Annotated in this window: 14 protein-coding genes and 1 pseudogene; 4 read left to right on the forward strand and 11 right to left on the reverse strand. The window is 71.6% G+C overall.

All coding sequences use genetic code 11. The annotated features are described in order from the left end of the window. The first annotated feature begins 90 nt into the window (after nt 1-90). The gene (locus ACE1OC_RS11255) at nt 91-1,644 is read left to right on the forward strand and encodes an MFS transporter (protein WP_407836922.1); all 1,554 of its coding nucleotides are present in this window, start codon (nt 91-93) and stop codon (nt 1,642-1,644) included. Between the two features lie 80 nt (nt 1,645-1,724). Here ACE1OC_RS11255 and ACE1OC_RS11260 read toward each other — a convergent pair whose 3' ends face one another. The 5 genes from ACE1OC_RS11260 to ACE1OC_RS11280 form a co-directional block, all read right to left on the reverse strand. Beyond that, nucleotides 1,725-3,365 carry a DUF4173 domain-containing protein gene (locus tag ACE1OC_RS11260; RefSeq protein WP_407836923.1) on the reverse strand — a complete coding sequence of 547 codons (1,641 nt, stop codon included), beginning with the start codon at nt 3,363-3,365 and terminating at the stop codon, nt 1,725-1,727. A gap of 199 nt (nt 3,366-3,564) precedes the next feature. Continuing rightward, nucleotides 3,565-4,479, reverse strand: a complete 915-nt coding sequence (locus ACE1OC_RS11265) for an ADP-ribosylglycohydrolase family protein (RefSeq protein WP_407836924.1) — start codon at nt 4,477-4,479, stop codon at nt 3,565-3,567. A gap of 11 nt (nt 4,480-4,490) precedes the next feature. After that, nucleotides 4,491-5,150, reverse strand: coding sequence for a histidine phosphatase family protein (locus ACE1OC_RS11270; protein WP_250748834.1), 660 nt, complete (start codon nt 5,148-5,150; stop codon nt 4,491-4,493). A 95-nt stretch (nt 5,151-5,245) separates the two neighbouring features. Next, nucleotides 5,246-5,851, reverse strand: coding sequence for a YdbC family protein (locus ACE1OC_RS11275; RefSeq protein WP_250748831.1), 606 nt, complete (start codon nt 5,849-5,851; stop codon nt 5,246-5,248). A 32-nt stretch (nt 5,852-5,883) separates the two neighbouring features. Beyond that, entirely contained in the window at nt 5,884-6,726 is an 843-nt protein-coding gene (locus ACE1OC_RS11280; protein ID WP_407836925.1) for an arylamine N-acetyltransferase family protein, read from the reverse strand. A 326-nt stretch (nt 6,727-7,052) separates the two neighbouring features. On the opposite strand from ACE1OC_RS11280, the gene ACE1OC_RS11285 reads away from it, so the two are divergent. Then, entirely contained in the window at nt 7,053-8,267 is a 1,215-nt protein-coding gene (locus ACE1OC_RS11285; RefSeq protein WP_407836926.1) for an IS110 family transposase, read from the forward strand. 85 nt (nt 8,268-8,352) lie between these two features. After that, nucleotides 8,353-8,694 (forward strand): annotated as a pseudogene (locus ACE1OC_RS11290) (hypothetical protein); the annotation flags it as partial. Between the two features lie 208 nt (nt 8,695-8,902). Here the strand turns inward: ACE1OC_RS11290 and ACE1OC_RS11295 are convergent. Together ACE1OC_RS11295 and nrdR are read right to left on the reverse strand one after the other, a co-directional pair. Further along, on the reverse strand, nt 8,903-11,797 hold the full coding sequence (locus ACE1OC_RS11295; RefSeq protein ID WP_407836927.1) for a vitamin B12-dependent ribonucleotide reductase: 2,895 nt from the start codon (nt 11,795-11,797) through the stop codon (nt 8,903-8,905). Between the two features lie 144 nt (nt 11,798-11,941). Beyond that, on the reverse strand, nt 11,942-12,451 hold the full coding sequence (nrdR, locus tag ACE1OC_RS11300; RefSeq protein ID WP_250748823.1) for a transcriptional regulator NrdR: 510 nt from the start codon (nt 12,449-12,451) through the stop codon (nt 11,942-11,944). 478 nt (nt 12,452-12,929) lie between these two features. On the opposite strand from nrdR, the gene lexA reads away from it, so the two are divergent. Beyond that, nucleotides 12,930-13,721: a transcriptional repressor LexA gene (lexA, locus tag ACE1OC_RS11305; protein WP_214953278.1), complete on the forward strand. Its 792-nt coding sequence runs from the start codon at nt 12,930-12,932 to the stop codon at nt 13,719-13,721. A gap of 106 nt (nt 13,722-13,827) precedes the next feature. Here lexA and ACE1OC_RS11310 read toward each other — a convergent pair whose 3' ends face one another. From ACE1OC_RS11310 to ACE1OC_RS11325, 4 genes are all read right to left on the reverse strand, one after another. Continuing rightward, nucleotides 13,828-15,798 carry an ATP-dependent DNA helicase gene (locus ACE1OC_RS11310; RefSeq protein ID WP_407836928.1) on the reverse strand — a complete coding sequence of 657 codons (1,971 nt, stop codon included), beginning with the start codon at nt 15,796-15,798 and terminating at the stop codon, nt 13,828-13,830. A 52-nt stretch (nt 15,799-15,850) separates the two neighbouring features. Further along, nucleotides 15,851-17,755, reverse strand: a complete 1,905-nt coding sequence (locus ACE1OC_RS11315) for an IucA/IucC family protein (protein WP_407836929.1) — start codon at nt 17,753-17,755, stop codon at nt 15,851-15,853. 130 nt (nt 17,756-17,885) lie between these two features. Further along, nucleotides 17,886-18,587, reverse strand: a complete 702-nt coding sequence (locus ACE1OC_RS11320) for a GNAT family N-acetyltransferase (RefSeq protein WP_407836930.1) — start codon at nt 18,585-18,587, stop codon at nt 17,886-17,888. A 32-nt stretch (nt 18,588-18,619) separates the two neighbouring features. Then, nucleotides 18,620-20,470, reverse strand: coding sequence for an IucA/IucC family protein (locus ACE1OC_RS11325; RefSeq protein ID WP_407836931.1), 1,851 nt, complete (start codon nt 20,468-20,470; stop codon nt 18,620-18,622). Nucleotides 20,471-22,135 lie beyond the last annotated feature (1,665 nt).

Genomic DNA, 22,135 nt, shown 5'->3' on the forward strand with positions numbered 1-22,135 from the left:
TAGTGAACGCTTGCGTTCACTAAGGCTGTCTCCCTACCGTGGAACCGCCGTGAACGATTTCGTTCACTATTTCACTTGGGGGGACCCACAGTGACAACTCCTCAGCTCTCCACACTCCGGATACCGTCCGCGGCCCGCCGAGGGGGGCGCCCGGGAGTGGCGCTCACCGTCATCGCCGCCTGCCAGCTCATGGTCGTCCTCGACGCGACGATCGTGAACATCGCACTCCCGCACATCCAGACCGACCTGGCCATCTCCACCACCGACCTGTCCTGGGTGATCAGCGCCTACACGCTCGCCTTCGGCGGGCTGCTGCTGCTCGGCGGCCGCGCCGGCGACATCCTGGGCCGCCGCCGCGTCTTCCTGACCGGCATCCTGCTCTTCACCCTGGCCTCCCTGCTCGGCGGATTCGCCGAGGAGTCCTGGCAGTTGCTCGCCGCCCGCGCCCTCCAGGGCGTCGGTGGCGCCATCGCCTCGCCGACCTCCCTGGCCCTGATCACCACGACCTTCGCCGAGGGACCCGAACGCAACCGTGCCTTCGGCGTGTTCGCAGCCGTCTCCGCGGGCGGCGGCGCGATCGGCCTGCTGGCCGGCGGCATGCTCACCGAGTGGCTCGACTGGCGCTGGGTCTTCTTCGTCAACGTGCCGATCGGGCTGCTGATCGCCTTCCTGACCCCGCTCTACATCAACGAGTCCGAGCGCCATCCGGGCCGCTTCGACATCGCCGGAGCGCTCACCTCCACCGGCGGCATGACCGCGCTCGTCTACGGGTTCATCCGCGCGTCCCAGGACGGCTGGCGCGACGGCGTGACCATCGGCTCCTTCGGCGTGGCCGTCCTGCTCCTGGCGGCCTTCGCACTCGTCGAGTCCCGGGCCGCCGATCCGATCATCCCGCTGCGCATGTTCGCCGCGCGCAACCGCACCGGCACCTACGTGATCATGCTCAGTCTCGCCGCCGCGATGTTCGGCATGTTCTTCTTCATCGTCCAGTTCGTGCAGAACGTGCTGGGCTTCTCCCCGATCAGGTCCGGCATCGGCTTCCTGCCCATCACGGCCGCCATCATCATCGCCGCCGGACTCTCGCAGCGCCTGCTGCCGCGCTTCGGCCCCAAGCCGTTCATGGTCACCGGATCCGCCCTCACCGGCGCCGGTCTGGCCTGGCTGTCCTTCATCGAGACCGACAGTTCCTACCTCTCCGGGGTGCTGGGCCCGATGCTGCTGTTCGGCTTCGGCATGGGCCTCAACTTCGTCACCCTCACCCTCACCGCCGTCTCCGGAGTGGCCCCGCAGGAAGCGGGCGCGGCCTCCGGACTGCTCAACGCGAGCCAGCAGGTCGGCGGCTCGCTCGGACTGTCCATCCTGGTCACCGTCTTCGGCACGGCCGGACGCAACGAGGCCGCCCGACAGGTCCCGGACTTCCAGGCGCACGCCGGCCCGGGACAACTGGAGGCGTTCCTGCAGACCGGCCGGCTGCCCGACCCCTGGGGGGACCTCGTCCTCACCCGGGGCATCTCCACCGCCTTCGTCGCCGCCGTGGTGATGGCGGGGATCGCGCTCCTCACCGCGCTGCTGGTGATCCGCGTGCGCGCGAGCGACCTGGAGGCCCTGAACGGAGCCTCCGCCAAGGCCGGTCCGGCCGCCTGAGCACGCCGTCCCGTACGAAGGGCCCGGCGCGGGAAGCTTCCGCGCCGGGCCCCGCGCCGGCCCGGGCCGGCGCCTTCGGCTCAGTACTCGACTCGGCTGCCGAAGGTTCCCAGGCCCTTGCACTGCTCGTACGAGGCGCTCACCCCGCGCTCGCTCAGGATCTCCCGGGCCCGGCGCTCCCCCAGGCTCGTCGCGTACCAGGGCGTCCGGCCCGCCGCCGCCAGCTCCCTGGCGATCCCGCGCAGGGCGCAGGAGCGCTGGGGCTCGGGCAGCCGGTCCAGGGCGGGTACCGCGTCCGCAGACAGCGACTGGAAGTAGGCCAGGTCGATCTTGCCGTCCTGTTCGTACCGCGTGACGTTGCCCTCCGCGATCACCCCGTCCGGGGACATCAGCCCGAAGGCCAGTACGGCCGCCACGGCGCTCCCCGCGACCGCGCGGGGCAGCCAGCGCGCGCCGAACAGCCCGCCGGCCATGATCAGTACGATGACCAGCCCAAGCCACAGCTCCACACCGGCCACCGACAGGCGCAGCCTGGTCAGCCCGTACGCGTCCACGTACAGGTCCATGCGGCGGAGCGCCGAGGCGACGACCACGAGGGTGAGCACGCCGAGCGTGCCGAGCACGACGCGCACCAGCCGCCGGTCGCCGGCTCCGTCGCGCGGGGCCCAGCGCAGGGCGAGCGCGATGACGGCGAGGGTCAGCAGGGTGGCCCAGAGCAGCTGCCAGAAGCCCTGGCGCGCGTACGCGGCGTAGGTGAGGCCGGTGGCCTCCAGGACCTTGCGGTAGCCGCCGAAGAGGACGGCGAGCTGGACGGCGTTGAAGGCGGCGAAGAGCAGGTTCAGCACGATGAGCGGAAGGGCCCACTCCACCCGTGAGCGCGCCTTCCCCGGACGCACCTCGATCCGGTCCCAGCGGGAGGGGGCGGCGGCGGCCCGGGCGACGGCGATCGCGACGAGGAGGCCCACCGCGAAGAGCAGGAAGCGGACCGGGCCGCCGATGCCGCTGACGTCGGGGGTCAGTCCGCTCAGCAGGTCGGCGAACGCGGCGTCGGCGGAGGCGAACAGGGCGCCGAAGAGCGCCAGCAGGACCACGGCCACCACGACGGCCTTCGCCACCGGCAGCCAGCGCTCGCGGCGCCCTTCGCCGCGCGAGCGCAGGCCGCTCCAGACCCAGCGCACCCCGAGGACGGCGGAGTCCAGGAGACCGACCGGGCCGAGCAGGATGCCGGGCCACCTGCGGCTGCCGTGCAGGGCCAGGGCGCCCGTCAGGAGGGCCGCGAACAGGGCCGTCACGGCCGGCCAGGCGGAGGCGCGCAGCGCGGGCACGGCGAGCAGGGCGAGACAGCCGAGCGCCCAGAGCGCGGTCCACGGACGCAGTGTGCGGCCGGCCGCACGGGCGGCCGCGTAGGCGGCGACGAGCGCCGGCAGGACCGCGAGGAGCAGACCCGGGCCGAGCCCCTCGCCGAGCAGCAGGGAGGCGGCGAGGCCGGAGGCGAGCACGGCGCCCAGCACGACGGCCGGTACCGGACCGACGGCGGCCGGGCGCGCGGCCTCGGCCCAGGCGAGCGGGGCGATCGACCAGGCGCCGGAGGCGGCCCGCTCCTTGCGCACCTGGTGGGCCTGCCAGGCCTTGGGATCCCAGCCGGGCGGCGCGACTGCGGCCCCCGTGCCCGCTCCGCCCGCCGTCTCGGCGTTCTCCGCGCCGGTGTTCCCTGCTGACATCGGGTTCCCCTCCCCAGTCGGCCTCCCCGGCCGTCGGGCGGGGAGGCGAAGCCGACAGGGTAGGCCGGTCAGACGCGGTTTTGAACAGGCTCAAAAGATGCCTGTGTCAGGACCGTGACAAACGGAGGGGTACGAACCGGCACGGACCGCCGCTCCCGCGCCACCTCGCCCTGCCAGCTCGCCCTGCCGCCCCGCCCTGCTACTCCGCCGACTCCGGCAGCCAGGCCGGCAGCGCCTCGGTCCGGGCCAGCCAGGCCTGCGGCAGAACCGCGTCCCCGCGTGCGCCCAGCACTCCGCCGACGATCGCGCAGGTGGTGTCCACGTCCCCGCCCACCTGGGCGGTGGTCCAGAAGGCCCGCTCGTAGTCGTCCAGGCCCCGCGCCGCCGACCACAGGGCGAACGGCACCGTGTCGTGGGCGCTGGTGCGCCGGCCGCAGCCCAGCACGGCGGCGACGGTGGTCGCGTCGCCGTAGTCGAGCATGTCGCGCGCCCGCCGCACCCCGGCGCCCACCGCGCTCCGCGGAACCAGCGCGATCACCCCGTCCAGCAGGTCGGCGGCCTTCGGCGGCCCGGCCGGATCGGCCGCCAGCGCGGCCGCGGCGGCCACGGCCATCGCGCCGCACACCGCCTCGCGGTGCTGGTGGGTGGTGTAGGCGGAGATCTCCGCCTGGTGGGTGGCCTGTTCCGGATCGTCGGCGTACCAGGCACCCAGCGGGGCGACCCGCATGGCCGCGCCGTTGCCCCAGGAACCCTGTCCGTTGAACAGTTCCGCGGCGAGCGTGCGCCAGTCCGCGCCCTCGCGGATCAGGCGCAGCATCCGGTTCACGGCGGGCCCGTAGCCGCGGTCGAAGTCGTGGTGCCGGGCGAAGGAGGCGGCCAGCGCGTCCTGGTCCACCCGGCCGTGCCCGGCGAGCACGGCCACCACCGAGCAGGCCATCTCGGTGTCGTCGGTCCACTGCCACGGATCGCTGCCGGCGGGCAGCTCGCGCCGCTTGAGCAGCGGGTAGTTCACGGGGACGAAGTACTGGGAACCCAGTGCGTCGCCCAGGGCCAGCCCTCGGAGGCTGGCCATGGCGCGTGCGTAGCGCCCTTCGGGAGAGGAGTCAGAGGTCATCGCGCGTCACTCTAGCCGTCCAGGTCGTAAGGCTCGGGTGTGGTCCACCGCTCAAACGGGCGGTCCATCCGGTACCGGCCGTCGGAGCCCAACAGGAGCACCCGGTACTCGCCGTTCCCCGGGTTGGAGAGTGCCTCGAACTCGGCCACGGACCAGTGGAACCAGCGCATGCAGAACAGCCTCATCGTCAGGCCGTGCGTCACGAGCAGCACGTTCTCCGGATGATCCGGGGCCTCGAAGCTGCGGTAGAGGCTCTCCAGGAAGGCCCCGACCCGGTCGTACACGTCCGCGCCCGACTCCCCCTGCGCGAAGCGGTAGAAGAAGTGCCCGTACGCGTCCCGGTAGGCCTTCTGCAGCCGTACGTCCTCCCGCTCCTGCCAGTTCCCCCAGTCCTGCTCGCGCAGCCTCGGCTCCTCGCGCATGCGTACGCGCGTCGGGTCCAGGCGCAGCTCGCGGAAGGTCTGCAGGGTCCGGCGGTACGGGGAGACGTACGCGCTGACGTGCTCGTCCCCGAAGAGCTCGCGCAGGCGCACGCCGGCCTCCGCCGCCTGCTCGCGCCCGGTGCGGGTCAGCCGGAGGGCGTGGTCGGGCTCCCGCTCGTACACCGTGTCATCGGCATTGCCCTCCGATTCCCCGTGCCGGACAAGGACGATGCGCCGTGGTCGAACCATTCCACGACCCTATTCGGCCACCGCCGGGCACATCGACCGGGCTCGCCGGTCGAGACAGGCGCCGACCATACAGTCGGGTCGTCAGACACCCCCGGTCACACCGTCCAGGACGGTTCGAGGTCGACGACGTCCCCGGTGAGGGCCTCCACATCGGCCTGGATCTGGGCGCGCAGCGACAGCCGTTCGACGCGCTCCTGCCGGTACTTGCCGTGTTCGGCCGCCGCGTGCCACATCGACAGCACAAGGAACTCGCGGCCGGGAGCCTCGCCGAAGAGGCCCCGGACCATGCCGGGCGAGCCCGCCATGGCCGGGTTCCAGACCTTCTCCTGCATGAGCGCGAAATGGTCCACGCGGCCTTCCCGCACCCGGGTGTGGGCGACCCGGACGACGTCGGCGTCGGTGAAGCGCGGTTCGAAGCCGGTCTTCACGTCGAAGCGGTGGTCGAAGAGCGTGACCCGCGCGTCGGTGTAGGTGCCGTTCTGCGAAGCGGCCAGCCGGTCGTGGGAGCGGGCCATGAAGGAGTCGTAGAAGGAACGGCTCTCCCAGAAGGTGAAGACGTGCGCCACCCCCTGCCGGCCCCGGCTCCAGCCGCCGCCCTGCCCCCGGAATCCGGGTTCGCCGGGCAGCCCCGCCCATTTGCGCTGCCCGCGCTCGAACCCGCGTCGGTCCGTCACCGTGCAGCGAATCCACTTGACCAGCACTGCGCCATCGTACGGGCCCGGCGGGGCCCGGGTCAGTCCTCGGCGCGGTACATCCGAAGGAGTTCCGCCGCGTCCCGCTCGGACAGCCGAAGCCCGAACTCCCGCCCGAGCAGGGCGAGCAGTTCTCCGGCCGGAACCTCCCGCCGCTCGGTCCGCCCGTCGGGGAGCAGCCGCGAGAGCTCCCGCCCTACGAGGGCCAGGCGCTCGGAGTCGCCCTGCCGCTGGACGACGACCCGGCCGACGAAGGCGGAGCGGGGGTGCGAGGAGCTGTAGTGGTTCAGCACCACGTAGTCGACGGGGTGGTAGGGCTGCGGGGAGAAGGCGTACAGGTCCCGCCAGGCGCCCTCGCGCGGTACGCACAGCACGAGGACCCCGTCCGCTTCCTCCCGGACGCGGAACACCCACTCCCCCTGGCGCACTTCGGCGCCGGGGCGCGCCAGAGGCACGGGCTCGCGCGGCCCCTGCCAGCCGAACCCGGCGTCGCAGAGCCAGGGTTCCCCTTCCACGGTGACGACGAGGACGGCATGCGTCACCGCGGTCAGGGAGCCTCCCCGGGAGCGGTTGCGGGCGCCGCGTCCGGAGACCTCGAAGCCGATCCGCTCCAGGGCGGCGGCCAGCAGGGTGTTCTGCTCGTAGCAGTAGCCACCGCGGCGGCCGTGCACGAGCTTGCCCTCGACCTCCTTGACGTCCAGCCCGACGGGGCGGCCGAACAGCACGTCCAGGCTCTCGAAGGTGATCGCACCGGTGTGCGCCCGGTGCACTGCCCTCAACGTCGCCAGGTCGGCGCGGAGTTCCCCGCCCTCCCAGCCGATCCGCTCCAGATAGGCGTCGAGATCCAGCTCGTCGCCACCCCACACCGCGCCCATGCTCCCCATGGCTCCCCCGTTCTCCGCACTCGATATTCGGGGGGCGGTCGTCCGGCCGCCCCCCCCCCCCCCCCGTTATCTTTTTCGCGGTCCTGCAATGGGGCCGCTGGCCTCCGGGCCCGGTATGACTGTGTCCCCTCTGTCGAAGGCATGACCTGGGGGGTGGTGTCGCCGGGTCCGTGGGGTGCCGTCACAGACGCTGATGAGAGACCCGGCCACCGCCCGGCCTGGCGCAATGCCGGACAGTTCGCGGGCGGCAGGTCTGCATAACGTGGATGCGCGAGCACGGTGCCGCCGCCGAGGCCGGCAGGATCCAACCACCCTGGAGGGGTGCGATGTTAGACACCGGCGATGTGGCCGTCTTCCTGGGTATGGACGTCGGCAAGAGCGCCCACCACGGCCACGGGCTGACGCCGGCGGGCAAGAAGGTCTTCGACAAGCCGATGCCCAACAGCGAACCGAAACTGCGGGCCGTCTTCGACAAGCTGATCGCGAAGTTCGGCACGGTGCTGGTGATCGTGGACCAACCGGCCTCGATCGGCGCTCTGCCGCTGACCGTGGCCCGCGACGCGGGCTGCGAGGTCGCCTACCTTCCCGGACTCGCGATGCGGCGGATCGCCGACCTGTATCCGGGCGAGGCGAAAACCGACGCGAAGGACGCGGCGGTCATCGCGGACGCCGCCCGCACCATGCCGCACGTCCTGCGTTCGCTGGAGCTGACCGACGAGATCACCGCCGAGCTCACGGTGCTGACCGGCTTCGACCAAGACCTCGCCGCCGAAGCCACCCGCACCAGCAACCGAATACGCGGTCTGCTCACGCAGTTCCACCCCAGCCTCGAGCGCGTGCTTGGGCCCCGGCTGGACCACCCGGCCGTCACCTGGCTCCTCGAGCGCCACGGATCTCCGGCCGCTCTGCGCAAAGCGGGCCGCCGCAGGCTCGTCGAACTCATCCGCCCGAAAGCCCCGCGCATGGCCGCCCGGCTGATCGACGAGGTCTTCGACGCCCTGGACGAGCAGACCGTCGTGGTCCCGGGAACCGGCACCCTCGACATCGTGATCCCGTCCCTGGCCGCCTCGCTCGCAGCGGTTCACGACCAGCGCCGGGCGCTCGAAGCCCAGATCAGCACCCTGCTGGAGGCCCACCCTCTTCACCCGGTCCTGACCTCGATGCCGGGAGTCGGAGTCAGGACCGCTGCCGTCCTGCTGGTCACCGTCGGCGACGGCACCAGTTTTCCCAGCGCCGCCCACCTCGCCTCCTACGCCGGTCTCGCCCCCACGACCAGATCCTCGGGGACCTCGATCCACGGCGAACACGCACCACGAGGCGGAAACCGGCAGCTCAAACGCGCCATGTTCCTCTCCGCCTTCGCCTGCATGAACGCTGACCCGGCCTCACGCGCCTACTACGACCGGCAAAGAGCCCGCGGCAAAACCCACACCCAGGCCCTCCTCCGACTCGCCCGCCAACGCATCAGCGTCCTGTTCGCCATGCTCCGCGACGGCACCTTCTACGAGTCCAGAGTCCCCACCATCACCCTCGCCGCATGACCATCCCAAACAGCCTCATACCCGGCACCACGTCCTTGACGAAGGACATAGAGACACCCCCCCCCCCCCCCGCACAATGATCGCCATGCCCGCCTTCCACACCAACCCGCTGTTCGCCCGCCTGGCTTCGGCCGAGCGGATCCTCGTCGCCGGGGCCGGAGGCGGTTTCGACGTCTACGCCGGCCTCCCGATCGCCCTCTCCCTCCTGCACCAGGGCAAGGAGGTCCACCTGGCGAACCTCTCCTTCAGCGCGCTCGCGGGCCTCCCGGTCGACGACTGGGTCGCCCCGGACGTCGTCGCCGTCGGCCCCGACTCGGCACCGCACCAGACGTACTTCCCCGAGCGAACCCTGACCCAGTGGCTGGAACTGCACCGCTACCCGTCCACGGTGTACGCCTTCCAGTCCGTCGGCGTCCAGCCGCTGCGGGATCAGCCACTCGCTCGTGCTGGAGAACATCGCGGCCCTGGAACGGGACAGATCGAGGTCTTCCGCGAGGAAGTGATCACCCGCCCGGCCCGGACCTTCCCCCACTGAGCCCCACCGGGCCCCCGCCGAGCGTGAACGCGGAAGCGGGGACCGGCCCCGTGGGCCGGTCCCCGCTCCTTCAGCTACTCAGCAGCAGCGTTCGTGCTCGTCAGCTGCAGCCGCTGGTCGAGCCGCAGCCCTCGCAGATGTAGCAGGAGCCGGCGCGCTGCATCTTCGTACCGCAGGAGAAGCACAGCGGGGCGTCGGCGGAGACGCCGAGCTGCATCTCGACCAGTTCGGCGTTGGAGTGCGCCGTCTTGGCGGCCGGGGCCGGGACGACCGCGACCGGCTTGACGACCGGGACGGTCTGGACCGCGGCGAGCGGGGCCGCCTGGGTCAGGGACTCCGTGTCGAGCTCCTCGTCGAGGGGCTCGTAGGAACCGGTGTCCAGGTGGCGCTGACGCTCCTCGGCGGAGTGGATGCCGAGGGCCGAGCGGGTCTCGAAGGGCAGGAAGTCGAGCGCCACGCGACGGAAGATGTAGTCGACGATCGACTGCGCCATCCGCACGTCCGGGTCGTCCGTCATGCCGGCCGGCTCGAAGCGCATGTTCGTGAACTTCGCGACGTACGTCTCCAGCGGGACGCCGTACTGCAGACCGACCGAGACGGCGATCGAGAAGGCGTCCATCATGCCCGCGAGGGTCGAACCCTGCTTGGACATCTTCAGGAAGACCTCGCCGAGACCGTCGTCCGGGTAGGAGTTCGCGGTCATGTAGCCCTCGGCGCCACCGACCGTGAAGGAGGTGGTGATCCCCGGGCGGCCCTTCGGGAGGCGCTTGCGGACCGGGCGGTACTCGATGACCTTCTCGACGGCCGTCCGGATGGTGTCCTCCGCCTTGGCGGTGACCTCCTCCTTCTCCTCTTCCTTCTTCTTCGCGGAGAGGGGCTGGCCGACCTTGCAGTTGTCGCGGTAGATCGCGAGCGCCTTGACGCCCAGCTTCCACGCCTCGAAGTAGATCTCCTCGATCTCCTCGACGGTCGCCGTCTCCGGCATGTTGACCGTCTTCGAGATCGCGCCGGAGATCCAGGGCTGGATCGCGGCCATCATGCGCACGTGGCCCATCGCGGAGATGGAACGCTCGCCCATCGCGCAGTCGAAGACCGAGTAGTGCTCGGGCTTGAGGCCCGGGGCGTCGACGACCACGCCGTGCTCGGCGATGTGGGCGACGATCGCCTCGATCTGCTCTTCCTGGTAGCCCATGCGGCGCAGGGCCTGCGGAACGGTGCCGTTGACGATCTGCATCGAGCCGCCGCCGACGAGCTTCTTGAACTTGACCAGGGCCAGGTCCGGCTCGACACCGGTGGTGTCGCAGGACATCGCCAGACCGATGGTGCCGGTCGGCGCGAGGACGGAGGCCTGCGAGTTGCGGAAGCCGTTCTTCTCGCCGAGGCGGATCACGTCCTGCCAGGCCTCGGTGGCCGCGGCCCAGATGACGTTGTCCAGGTCCTCGGTGCGCGGCGCGACGGCGTTGGCGTCGGCGTGCTGCTTCATGACGCGCTTGTGTGACTCGGCGTTGCGGGCGTAGCCGTCGTACGGGCCGACGATCGCGGCCAGCTCGGCGGAGCGCTTGTACGCGGTACCGGTCATCAGCGAAGTGATCGACGCGGCGAGGGTGCGGCCGCCGTCGGAGTCGTACGCGTGGCCGGTGGCCATCAGCAGGGCGCCGAGGTTGGCGTAGCCGATGCCCAGCTGGCGGAAGGCGCGGGTGTTCTCGCCGATCTTCTGCGTCGGGAAGTCCGCGAAGCAGATGGAGATGTCCATCGCGGTGATGACCAGCTCGACGACCTTGGAGAAGCGCTCGGCGTCGAAGGACTGGTTGCCCTTGCCGTCGTCGTCGAGGAACTTCATCAGGTTCAGCGAGGCGAGGTTGCAGGACGTGTTGTCCAGGTGCATGTACTCGCTGCACGGGTTGGACGCGGTGATGCGGCCGGACTCGGGGCAGGTGTGCCAGTTGTTGATCACACCGTCGTATTGGATGCCCGGGTCGGCACAGGCCCACGCGGCCTCGGCGAGCTTGCGGAAGAGCGACTTGGCGTCGACCGTCTCGATGACCTCGCCGGTCATGCGGGCACGCAGGCCGAACTCGGTGCCGTTCTCGACGGCCGTCATGAACTCGTCGTTCACGCGGACGGAGTTGTTGGCGTTCTGGTACTGGACGGACGTGATGTCGTCGCCGCCCAGGTCCATGTCGAAGCCCGCGTCGCGCAGGGCGCGGATCTTCTCCTCTTCCTTCACCTTGGTCGCGATGAAGTCCTCGACGTCCGGGTGGTCCACGTCCAGGACGACCATCTTGGCCGCGCGGCGGGTGGCGCCGCCCGACTTGATCGTTCCGGCGGACGCGTCGGCGCCGCGCATGAAGGAGACCGGGCCGGAGGCGTTGCCGCCGGAGGAGAGGAGCTCCTTGGAGGAGCGGATGCGGGAGAGGTTCAGGCCGGCGCCGGAGCCGCCCTTGAAGATCATGCCCTCTTCCTTGTACCAGTCGAGGATCGACTCCATGGAGTCGTCGACGGCCAGGATGAAGCAGGCGGAGACCTGCTGCGGCTGGGGCGTGCCGACGTTGAACCACACCGGCGAGTTGAAGCTGAAGATCTGGTGCAGGAGCGCGTAGGTCAGCTCGTGCTCGAAGATCTCCGCGTCGGCGGGCGACGTGAAGTAGTCGAAGTCCTCGCCGGCCTTCGTGTACGTCTTCACGATCCGGTCGATGAGCTGCTTCAGACCGGTCTCGCGCTGCGGGGTGCCGACCGCGCCGCGGAAGTACTTGCTGGTGACGATGTTGACCGCGTTCACCGACCAGAAGTCGGGGAACTCGACGCCGTACTGCTCGAAGTTGACCGAGCCGTCGCGCCAGTTGGTCATGACGACGTCGCGGCGCGCCCAGGTCACCTCGTCGTACGGGTGCACGCCCGGGGTGGTGTGGATGCGCTCGATACGCAGGCCGCTCTTGGCAGTCTTGGTGCCCTTGGCGCGGGACCCTCGTGCCGAGCTGCTCGCCGTCTCTGTCATGCCGTTCCTCCCAATGCGGGCAAAACGCCCTAAAGTGCCAGCGCTATTCCGCGGCACGGTGCTGTGTGTCTTGTATCTACGTCTTCTTCGCCGGACCCACCGGCCGCTCCACGACGCGCATGCGACGGGGAACGGGCAGGCCGGTCAGTCGGCGGCGGAGGCGGGCACGGGGACCGGAGCGGTCCCACCGGGCTCGCACTCTTCGTGAGGCCGCGGCACGCGGAGTTCCGCGATGGCGGTCTCGAAGTCTTCGAGTGTGTCGAACGCCTTGTAAACGGACGCGAACCGGAGGTACGCGACCAGATCGAGGTCCTGCAACGGGCCGAGTATGGCCAGACCCACGTCGTGGGTGGTCAGCTCGGCACTCCCGGTGGCGCGCAGCGCTTCCTCGACCCGCTGGCCGAGCTTGGCGAGGGCGTCCTCGGTGACCGGCCGCCCCTGGCACGCCTTGCGCACGCCGGAGATGACCTTGGTACGGCTGAAGGGTTCGGTCACCCCGCTGCGCTTGATCACCATCAGCGAGGCCGTCTCCACCGTCGTGAAGCGACGGGAGCAGTCGGGGCACTGGCGGCGCCGGCGGATCGACGTGCCGTCGTCGGTGGTGCGACTGTCGACGACACGGCTGTCGGGGTGCCTGCAGAAGGGGCAGTGCATGGTTCCCTCACCCTCCTCTTGGCACGACTGAATCACCTCGTGAGACCCCTGAACGGCAGAGTCGAAGCTCTGTCGGGAGGCTCTCGAAGCAGCCACAAGCATATGCGATGTCGGGGACCCCGGCAGACCGAGGACCACAACTTCTGGGTGGCAGCGCTCATCCAACCACTAGATCTTGGGTTGTGGTGGATTTACACCGCTCCGCGTGTCGTGGCGTCCGATGGCCGGATAACAGGCCCCGCAGTGCCACACTGGGCGCAGACCCGGACGGTGGCGACCCGACCCGGAAGGGTACCGTAAGCAGTGGCTCCGCAGCCGAACCCCCGTTCGGTCCGGATGACCCGTCGGCGGTCCATACACCTCACGAAGTGACCACGGTGGGTGATCTCCGATTTTTCACTCGAACGTGTGTTTGGCGCAACCTTTCGAAAGCTACTACCGTTGTCCAGCTAGGGAGAACATTTCGAGAGGGGCCGACGTGACCACCACCGCAGACAGTGCCACCATCACTGCCCAGAACCGCTCCCAGAGCCGACTCGAGCCGGTGCATGCCATGAACGACGCAAGTCTGAACCCGGAGGCGGAGCCCGTGCGCCCCGCACGCTCGCTGCCAGGGCGACCTCCAGGCATCCGCGCCGACAGCTCCGGGCTCACGGACCGGCAGCGGAGGGTCATCGAGGTCATTCGCGACTCGGTGCAGCGGCGCGGGTACCCGCCGTCGATGCGGGAGATCGGCCAGGCGGTCGGCCTGTCCAGCACCTCTTCGGTCGCGCACCAGCTGATGGCCCTGGAGCGCAAGGGCTTCCTGCGCCGCGACCCCCACCGCCCCCGGGCGTACGAGGTGCGCGGCTCCGACCAGCCCAGCTCGCAGCCCACGGACACCACGGGCAAGCCCGCGGCCTCGTACGTGCCCCTGGTCGGCCGGATCGCGGCCGGTGGCCCGATCCTGGCCGAGGAGTCGGTGGAGGACGTGTTCCCCCTCCCCCGCCAGCTCGTGGGCGACGGAGAGCTGTTCTGCCTCAAGGTCGTCGGCGACTCGATGATCGAGGCCGCCATCTGTGACGGGGACTGGGTCACGGTCCGCCGCCAGCCCGTCGCGGAGAACGGCGACATCGTCGCCGCCATGCTGGACGGCGAGGCCACGGTCAAGCGTTTCAAGCGCGAGGACGGCCACGTCTGGCTGCTCCCGCACAACGCCGCCTACCAGCCGATCCCCGGCGACGAGGCCACCATCCTCGGCAAGGTCGTGGCGGTACTGCGCCGGGTCTGACGCCCCGCGCCCTCATCCAGCTCCGGGACCTACTGCGCCGGTCCCGGAGCTGCTTTGTGTGTACGGGGCCCTCGCCCTACGTGTCCTCGGCCTACTTGTCCTCGGCCTACTTGTCCTCGGCCTGCGCCGCTGCGTCGATCGCGGCCAGCGAGCGGCGGACCTGGTTGCGGTCCGTGGTGTACCAGAAGTCCGGCAGCGTGGCCCGCAGGAAGCTCCCGTAGCGGGCCGTGGCCAGCCGCGGGTCCAGGACCGCCACGACGCCCTTGTCCCCGGTGGCCCGTACGAGACGGCCCGCGCCCTGGGCCATGAGCAGTGCCGCGTGCGTTGCCGCGACGGACATGAAGCCGTTCCCGCCGCGCTCCTCGACCGCCTTCTGCCGGGCGCTCATGAGCGGGTCGTCGGGACGCGGGAACGGGATCCTGTCCATGATCACCAACTGACAGCTGGGCCCCGGTACGTCCACGCCCTGCCACAGCGACAGGGTCCCGAACAGGCAGGTCTTCGGGTCGGCGGCGAAGGCCTTGATCAGCTCGCCGAGGGTCTCCTCGCCCTGGAGCAGGATCGGATTCTCGAGCCGGCCGCGCAGTTCCTCGGCGGCGGCCTTCGCCCCTCGCATGGAGGAGAACAGTCCGAGGGTGCGACCGCCCGCCGCCTCGATCAGCTCTGCGAGCTCGTCCATCATGTCGCCGCGGGTGCCCTCGCGGCCGGGGGTGGCCAGGTGCTTGGCGACGTAGAGGATGCCCTGCTTGGGGTAGTCGAAGGGCGAGCCGACGTCGAGGCCCTTCCACTGCGGCACGTCCTCGCCCTCGACGCCCTCCGGGGACAGGCCCATGGACGCCGCGACCCCGTTGAAGTCGCCGCCGAGCTTGAGGGTCGCTGAGGTCAGGACCACCGAGCGGTCCGCGAACAGCTTCTCGCGCAGCAGGCCGGACACCGACAGCGGAGCCACCCGGAGGGTGGCGCCGAAGCGGTCGTGGCGTTCGTACCAGACCACGTCGTACTCGGAGCCGGCCGTGATCCGCTCGGCCACCCCGTGCACGCTCTCCACCGCGGCGAGCGCCTGCTTGCGGACGGCGTCCTCGTCGTGGACCGACTTGTCCCGCGTGTTGCCGATCGCCGAGATCACGCTGCGCGAGGCGTCCCGCAGGGCCATCAGCGCGTAGCCGAGGTCCTCGGGGATCTCCTCGAGCCGGCCGGGGAGAGCCAGCTCCATGACCCGCTCGAAGGTCTCGGACGCGGTCTGCAGGGAGTCGGCGGTCTTCTCGTCGACCAGCTTCGCCGCGCGCTTCACGGCGCGGTTGACCTGACCCGGGGTGAGCTCTCCCGTGGCGACCCCGGTCACCCGGGACACCAGCTCGTGGGCCTCGTCGACGATCAGCACCTCGTGCTGCGGGAGGACCGGGGCGCCCTCGATGGCGTCGATGGCGAGGAGCGCGTGGTTCGTGACGACCACGTCCGCGAGCTTGGCCCGCTCGCGGGCGGCCTCCGCGAAGCACTCCGCGCCGTACGCGCACTTCGTCGCGCCCAGGCATTCGCGGGAGGAGACGGAGATCTGCGCCCAGGCCTTGTCGGAGACGCCCGGGGTGAGGTCGTCGCGATCGCCCGTCTCGGTCTCGTCCGCCCAGTCGCGCAGCCGCAGCAGGTCCTGGCCGAGCTTGCTGGTCGGGGTGGCCGCCTCGAACTGGTCGAAGAGGCCCTCCTCCTCGTCCTGCGGGGCACCCTCGTGCAGACGGTGCAGGCACAGGTAGTTGGAGCGGCCCTTGAGCATGGCGAACTGCGGGCGGCGGCGGAGCTGCGGATGCAGCGCCTCCACCGTCCGGGGCAGGTCGCGCTCGACGAGCTGGCGCTGGAGGGCCAGCGTCGCCGTGGCCACGACCACGCGCTCGCCGTGCGCGAGGGCCGGCACCAGGTAGCCCAGGGACTTACCGGTGCCGGTACCGGCCTGGATGAGGCGGTGGGAACTGTCGTCGATCGCTTCGGCGACGGCTTCGGCCATGGCCACCTGGCCGGGGCGCTCCGTGCCGCCGACGGCGGAGACGGCGGCGTGCAGCAGGTCGGGGAGGGAGGGCTTCGTCATAGCAGTGCCAACCCTACGGGGCTCCGCCGACAGTGGCCGCACCGGCGAGCGGTCATGACCGGTGGAGGGGGTTCGGCACGGTGCCGTGGCGCACGGCGTGCGGGCGGTCGGGCCGGTCGCGGTAGCCGTCCTCGTAGAGACGGTTCCTGTTCAGACAGAGCCGCACGATGCGTTCGCCGAGCAGGTCGAAGAGCTCGTAGCGCTCCTTGAGCTCCGGGAAACGGGCCTGGTGGCGCAAGATCTCCGCCCGCACGAGGGACCAGAACGTGTCCTCCGGGACCCCGAGCCGGTCCTCGCAGAGGGCGGAGAGGTAGCGGAAGACGCCGACGAAGAGCCCCGAGTGGATGAACTGGGGCAGGAAGTCCGCAGGCTCGGTGAGCAGGACCGCCCGGACCTCGTCGGGCATGGTCGCCAGCTCGGGCAGCGGTTCGGCACTGATGTTGACGTCGTCCACGAAGTCCTTGACCGCGAGGCGGACCGGGACGTCGTGCTCGTCGAAGATCACGACGGTGTTCTCTCCGTGCGGGGAGAAGACGGTGCCGTAGCGGTAGAGGAAGCGGAGCAGGGGCGGCAGCAGGGCGGCGAAGAGCCGCTGGAGCCAGACCGTGGGCGTCAGACCGGAACGGGCGACGAGCTCGGCGGTGAAGGAGCGGCCGCGGGGATCGGTGTGCAGGAGCGAGGCGAGGGTGCGGGCCCGCTCGCCGGGGGCGAGGTGCCCGGTCAGCGGTTCGCGCCAGATCGCGCCGAGCAGCTCCTTGTACTGGTACGGGACTTCGGGGAGCGCGTCGTAGACGGGGTGGCGGACCGTGACGGAGGCGACCTCTCCGAGCAGGATCACTCCGCATTCCTCGCGGAGGAAGGGGTCGCCGTCGCGCAGGGAGTGGATCCAGGCGGTGACGGCGGGCGCCGCGAGGGCCAGGTCCGAGGGCAGGCCGCGCCAGACCATGGTGTTGAGGACGGAGAGCGGCAGTTTGACGCTGTGGCGGTCGGGGCGGGTGAGGTTGAGGAAGGTGCGGATCGACTGCTGGGGAAGGCGGAGGTCGGGGTCGGCGGGGAGCGGGACCAGGGTGCCGGCGGCGAGGGCCGGGGCGAAGACGGGCAGGAGGACCTCGTCCCACTGCCAGGGGTGGACGGGGAGGTAGAGGTAGCCGAGCGGGTCGAGGCCGCGGTCGCGCAGGGTCCGGTCGAAGAGGGTGCGGGTGACGGGGTCGAGCTCGGCCGAATAGAGACGGGCGGGGTCTTCCAGACCGGCGGTGCCCCGGTAGTGCGCGAGGGAGGTGTGGGCGGCGAGCCAGGGCAGGCGCTGGGGGGTGCGGGCCTCGGGCGCCCAGGCGGCGGTGTCGGAGGCGGAGAGTCCGATCCGCCCCTTGTTGAGGACGAGCCAGGGGTGGCCGGTCTGGTGGCCTTCGAGGGCCGCGTAGTCGAGGTCGGCGAGGACGTCCGCGGTGAGCGCGGTGTGGTCGATGCGGGCGTCGGCCGCGAGCGTGGCGCTGAGCTCGCGCACGAGGTGGCCGAGGGTGGCGCCGTCGAGGCCGAGGAGGGTGCGCGCGCGGATGAGGAAGGCGTAGGGGTCCCCGAAGGCGGTCGGTGCCCCGGAGGCGGTCTGCGGCCCGGAGGCGGTCGGTGCCCCGGAGGTCGCGGGCTGCGGGGTGAGGGTGATCGTGTCGGGGGTGACGTGCCAGCTGCCGTACGAGCGGCGGCGGGCCCGGAAGCCGAGGCTGCTGCCGTCGTCGAGGGTGAGCGTCCAGGCATCGCCGGAGGCGGCCGGGGCGGGGACCGGGGTGATGATCTCCTCGTACGCGAACTCACCGAGCATCTTGGCGAGCAGGCGGCGGGCGGCGAAATCCCAGGTCGGGCGGTTCAGTTCGGGCGGTGTGCACGGGTGCTGGGGCGACGGGGGCACGGTGTCCGAGAGGTGGGGGCCTGGGGAGTCGGGGGCTGCGGGGAAGTTCTGCACGGGACTCCTCAAGATCGGGAACTTTGCTGCATGGCGCAGAGTTTTCGAGGTGAGATGTGCGGGAAGTGAAGAGGTGTACGGGAACTGCGGGGCGGCGGGGACGGCGTGAGTGAGGCGGGCGGGGCGGTGCTCAGAGGAGATTGCGCAGCGCCCGTTCGCGGATCATCAGGGCGGCTCGCTTGCCGGGCAGTTCGATCTCCAAGGGGCAGCGGAAGCCGGAGTTCAGGAAGGCTGATACGGAGGGGGTGTTGCGGATGTCCGGTTCGGCGATGACGCGCATGCAGCGCGGGCGGTTGTCGAGCACCAGGTCGGCGACGGCGCGCAGGAGCGCGGTGCCCAGACCTCGGCCGCGGTTCGTGCCGTCTCCGATGAGCAGGTGGATACCCGTGTCGTGGGGGCGCGCCGGGTAGTACGCGGAGAGCGGGTCGAGGTCGGCCCGGTAGATCTCCCAGTAGCTCATCGGCGTCCCGTCGAGGAGGCCGAGGCACGGGATGCTGCGACTTTGCCCGTCCAATTGCGTCCACACGTGGGCGGCGGTGACGGCGGCCGGGCCGGCCAGTTCCCAATAGGCGTCCACCTGAGGGTCGTTCATCCAGCCGGTGAGCAGCTCCAGGTCGCGGTCGAGCCGTACCGGTTCGAGGCGGAAGACGCCGGACCTCGTCGTGACGCCGCCCCAGGCCGCCGGGGAGTCGAGCAGATCGGCTTCGGCGAGCCGGGGCAGCGACTCGGCGCTGAGACGCGGTGCCGGGGTGCGGAACACCTCCGTGCGAAGCACATCGGTGCGGGCCACATCGGTGAGGAGCACTCCGGTGTGGAAATCGGTGGAGGGCATCGGGGGCTCTTCTCCGTTTCGGTGCTGACGCGTCAATCGTGAAGGGGGTTGGCGATGGTGACGTAGACGGACTGGGTGTCGACGGGGCCGACGAGCTCGTCCAGGCCTCCGAGGCGGGTGAGTAGATTCGCCTTGCAACGCAGGGTGGGTGAGTCGAGCAGCCTCTCGGGGAGCGGGCCGAGGCCCCTGGCCTTGCCGAGGAAACGACGGAATGCGGCCAGCAGGATGCGTTCGTCGGCGAGTCGCTGGGAGCCGAAGGCCCCGATGAGACCGAGCACGTTGTTGATGCCGAGGTAGTAGGCGAAGCGTTCGTCGGTGACGGCGTCGGAGACGAAGGTGTCGCTCGTGGCGCCGATTCCGGGGAGCCGGCGCTCCAGCTCCGCGCGGCGGGATGCGCGGAAGTAGTAGCCCTGGTTGTCGCGGTAGCGGCCGCCGACCGGCCAGCCGGCCGGGTCGAGGAGCACCAGCGTGTTCTGCTGGTGCGCTTCGAGGGCGATCCCGGCGAGCTCGTCGAAGGCGAGGACCGGCAGGACGACGTGTTCGAGGTAGCGCAGGAACCACTCGGCGGCGACGGCGGAGGTCGTCCGCCCCGTGGTGGCGGCGAGCCGCGAGACGGTCTCGGCGAGCCGGGAGCTCATGCCGGTCCGCCCGGGCCACGGACGGGGTGCGGTGAGTGCGGCGATGCAGAGGGCGTCGTCGCCCGGTCGGAAGGGGTTGTGCCGGAGCATGACGTCGAGTCCGGGGACGGGTGCACCGTCCGGGGCGTCGACGGCGACCCACGCGGGATCGCGGACGATGTCGAAGCCGGGGTGGGCGGACTGCCACCGCTCGGCGAGTCCGGTGCGGAGCAGCCGGTGCACCTCGATGCCGCGGTGGAGTTCCTTGCGGAGGTTCTCCCGACGGGAGTTGGTGATGCGCAGGCCGAGGGAGAGCTTGAGCATCGCGGGGGCGCCGGGCTGGTGGACGGTGCGGATGGAGGAGGTCGGATACCAGGGGGCGCCGTACGGGCCCAGGTCGTGCAGGAGTCCCGCGTCGCGGAGGGCGGCGGCCGCTGGGCGCTGGAGCAGGTCGCGGGCCTGCCAGGGGTGAAGGGGAAGCGGGGTGGCACCGTCGGGCACCGGGAGCCCGGGGGCGAGACGGCCCAGGAGCCGGGCGGCCGAGACCGGGCGGCCGCGTTCGGTCCAGGCGGAGTCGGTGGCGAGGACGGCGGGTGCGACCGCCACCCAGTGCAGGGGGAAGGAGCCGTGCAGTTCGGGTGAGTAGCGGCGCACTTCGGCTTCGGAGAGCCCTTCGCGGCTCTTCGGGGTCGGGTGCAGCGGGTGGCCGAGGAGGAGCGACTGTTCGGAGGTGAGGAACCGGTCCGCGGCGACGGGGTCGGGTGCGGCCGGGCGTTGGCGGCGGTCGGTGATGAACTCGGCGGTCCGGTGCACCGAGTCGGCGACCCGGCCGACGAGGTCGGCGCCGCCGGGGGCACCGTCGCCGGGGGCCTTTCCGGGGGTGCCTTCGCCTTCGCGGGAGATCAGTGCCGCGAGGGTGACCGCGTCCACGGCCGGGGCGTCGGCGGTGACGCCTTCGATGCGGGCCGGGCCGAAGCGGTGCCAGCCGGCTGTGGACCAGTAGCGGACGGCGACGAGCAGGGCGGCGCCCGATGCGGGGAGGGGGATGCGCAGGACGGGACCGGCGGGCTGTTCGAGTCCGGTCTCGCGGACCCAGCAGCGCAGCAGGTTCTCCACCGAGGCGGCCTCGGCGGCGACCCTGGGGTCGGGGTGGTCCAACGGGTCGGTCGCTCCCGCGCGGGGCCGGGCGGTGCCGTCCTTCTGCCGTGGCACCGCGGCCGGTGACTGCGGCTCGGCCGGCGGCCAGGGCATGCCCGCCGCAGGCATGCCCGGAAGCCCACCGGCAGGACCGTTGGAGCCGTCACCTGGCGGCGCCGATGCCGTGGCCCGCTCTTCCGCTTCGGCTGCGCCGCGTCGTGGGGCCGCCGCGTCCTGGGCAGCGGTGGGCGTGCCGGTGGAACCCGAGGCCGAAGGGGCCGTCTCAGAAGGCCCCTTGGGCACGGTCTTGCCCTGTCCCCCCGAGGGCAGCTCTCCCGAACGCCCCGGGCCTGACGGCGCCGGGTCGGCCGAGGAGCCGGGTCCGGTCGCCGCTCCCAAAACCTCCGCCCCGGGCCACCCGGCGAGGGCATCCGCGAAGCCCCCGGCCGACATCCCCTCAGCCAGTCCTGCCGGACCGGCGTCGGCCGCGCCCCCGGAAGCCGACCCCGAAGCCACGGCCGAAGGCACACCGCCCAAGGCCCCACTGAGAGCCGTCCCGCCGGGCCACGCGGCGGCGCCGGTCGAAGACCCACCGGGCACGGCCACATCGGCGGAGGAAGACCGCGGGAAACCACCCGACGCAGCAAGCAGCGGCGGCCACGCGGTGGGAGGAGCCGCATCGGCGGTGGGCCGAGAGGAACCGTCCGCCGAAGGAAGCAAGGGCGGCCATGCGGTAGGCGGCGTCGTGGACCCACCGGCCACAGACGCATCGGCGGCGGGCTGGGGAGAACGTTCCGCCGAAGCGGCTGTCGGCTGCCCTGCGGGGGCGGCGGGCGGAAGCTCACTCCCTGGCGACCCAGGTCGGGTCGCAGCAGCCGAAGGTGCCGGAGCCGGCGTGCCGTCCGAAGGGAAGGAGGGCGTGGGTCGCGCCGAAGCAGCCGTTGCAGCCGAGGCCGCATTGACTGGGGGCTGCCCGGCCGGGGCCCCTGGGACGGCCGGGGCCGGACTCGGACCGGGAGCCGTGGGCTCGGTACCGGAAGGCTCCCCCAGCCGGGTCGGGACGTTCCCGGCGGAGGCCGTCAGCGACGGTGAGGGCCGGCCGTCCGGAGACGGCGTCAGTCCGGCGCCGGGGGTCGGGCCCGACAGCGGCGTCGGCGCGGCTCGGCCTGCGGAAGCGGGAGCCGGTGTGCCCGCGGCGGCGGACCGGGCCCCCGGGGCGGAGGCCGGCGGCGGCTGGAACCCTGCGGGGGCCGTCGGAAGCAGTGAGGGCCGGTGCCCTTCCCCCGAGGCAGCCGGACCCTGGGCGGCGGCTGGGGGGGCCCCGATGGTGGGCGGTTCTCCGGGAGGAGCGGCTGACGCGGTTGAGCGGGGCCCGACCTCCTCCGCGGTCGGCCGGGGCGAGGAGCCGACGGGGAGAGGTGTGGAGGGTGTGTGCCCGTACCCGCGGTCGGAGGGAGAGCCCGGGGCCTCCGGAGAGGGGACCGGACCGCCCCCTACACCGGGTGGCGTGCCCGGGGCCGAGGCCGACATTGGCAAGGGCGCAGTGGGCACCGGCAGCGGCGCAGCCGCAGCAAGGGGGAACCCTGACGGATCGGCCTGCACCGACAGCGGTGGCGCGGGAGCAGGCGACGAATCCGATGAAGAGGGGGGCGGATCAGCGGGCACCGGTGGCACGGGCTCGACCGGAGCCGCCTGGGGCCGTAGCGGAGAGGGTGGGGCGGCAGCGGCCCGAGGTTGTGGGGACCCCCACGGGGACGGGGGCTGCGGCGGTGCGGTGGCAGCGGTCGGAGTCTG

Source organism: Streptomyces stoeckheimensis, assembly GCF_045822005.1.
Taxonomy (GTDB): Bacteria; Actinomycetota; Actinomycetes; order Streptomycetales; family Streptomycetaceae; genus Streptomyces; species Streptomyces stoeckheimensis.

Excerpts from the sequence above, each read along its gene's own strand:
- ACE1OC_RS11260 (WP_407836923.1), bottom strand. The coding sequence starts at position 3,365 with ATGTCAGCAGGGAACACCGGCGCGGAGAACGCCGAGACGGCGGGCGGA.
- ACE1OC_RS11310 (WP_407836928.1), bottom strand. The coding sequence starts at position 15,798 with ATGACGAAGCCCTCCCTCCCCGACCTGCTGCACGCCGCCGTCTCCGCC.
- nrdR (WP_250748823.1), bottom strand. The coding sequence starts at position 12,451 with ATGCACTGCCCCTTCTGCAGGCACCCCGACAGCCGTGTCGTCGACAGT.
- ACE1OC_RS11285 (WP_407836926.1), top strand. The coding sequence starts at position 7,053 with ATGTTAGACACCGGCGATGTGGCCGTCTTCCTGGGTATGGACGTCGGC.
- ACE1OC_RS11265 (WP_407836924.1), bottom strand. The coding sequence starts at position 4,479 with ATGACCTCTGACTCCTCTCCCGAAGGGCGCTACGCACGCGCCATGGCC.
- ACE1OC_RS11320 (WP_407836930.1), bottom strand. The coding sequence starts at position 18,587 with ATGCCCTCCACCGATTTCCACACCGGAGTGCTCCTCACCGATGTGGCC.
- ACE1OC_RS11280 (WP_407836925.1), bottom strand. The coding sequence starts at position 6,726 with ATGGGGAGCATGGGCGCGGTGTGGGGTGGCGACGAGCTGGATCTCGAC.
- ACE1OC_RS11325 (WP_407836931.1), bottom strand. The coding sequence starts at position 20,470 with ATGCCTGCGGCGGGCATGCCCTGGCCGCCGGCCGAGCCGCAGTCACCG.
- ACE1OC_RS11295 (WP_407836927.1), bottom strand. The coding sequence starts at position 11,797 with ATGACAGAGACGGCGAGCAGCTCGGCACGAGGGTCCCGCGCCAAGGGC.
- ACE1OC_RS11270 (WP_250748834.1), bottom strand. The coding sequence starts at position 5,150 with ATGGTTCGACCACGGCGCATCGTCCTTGTCCGGCACGGGGAATCGGAG.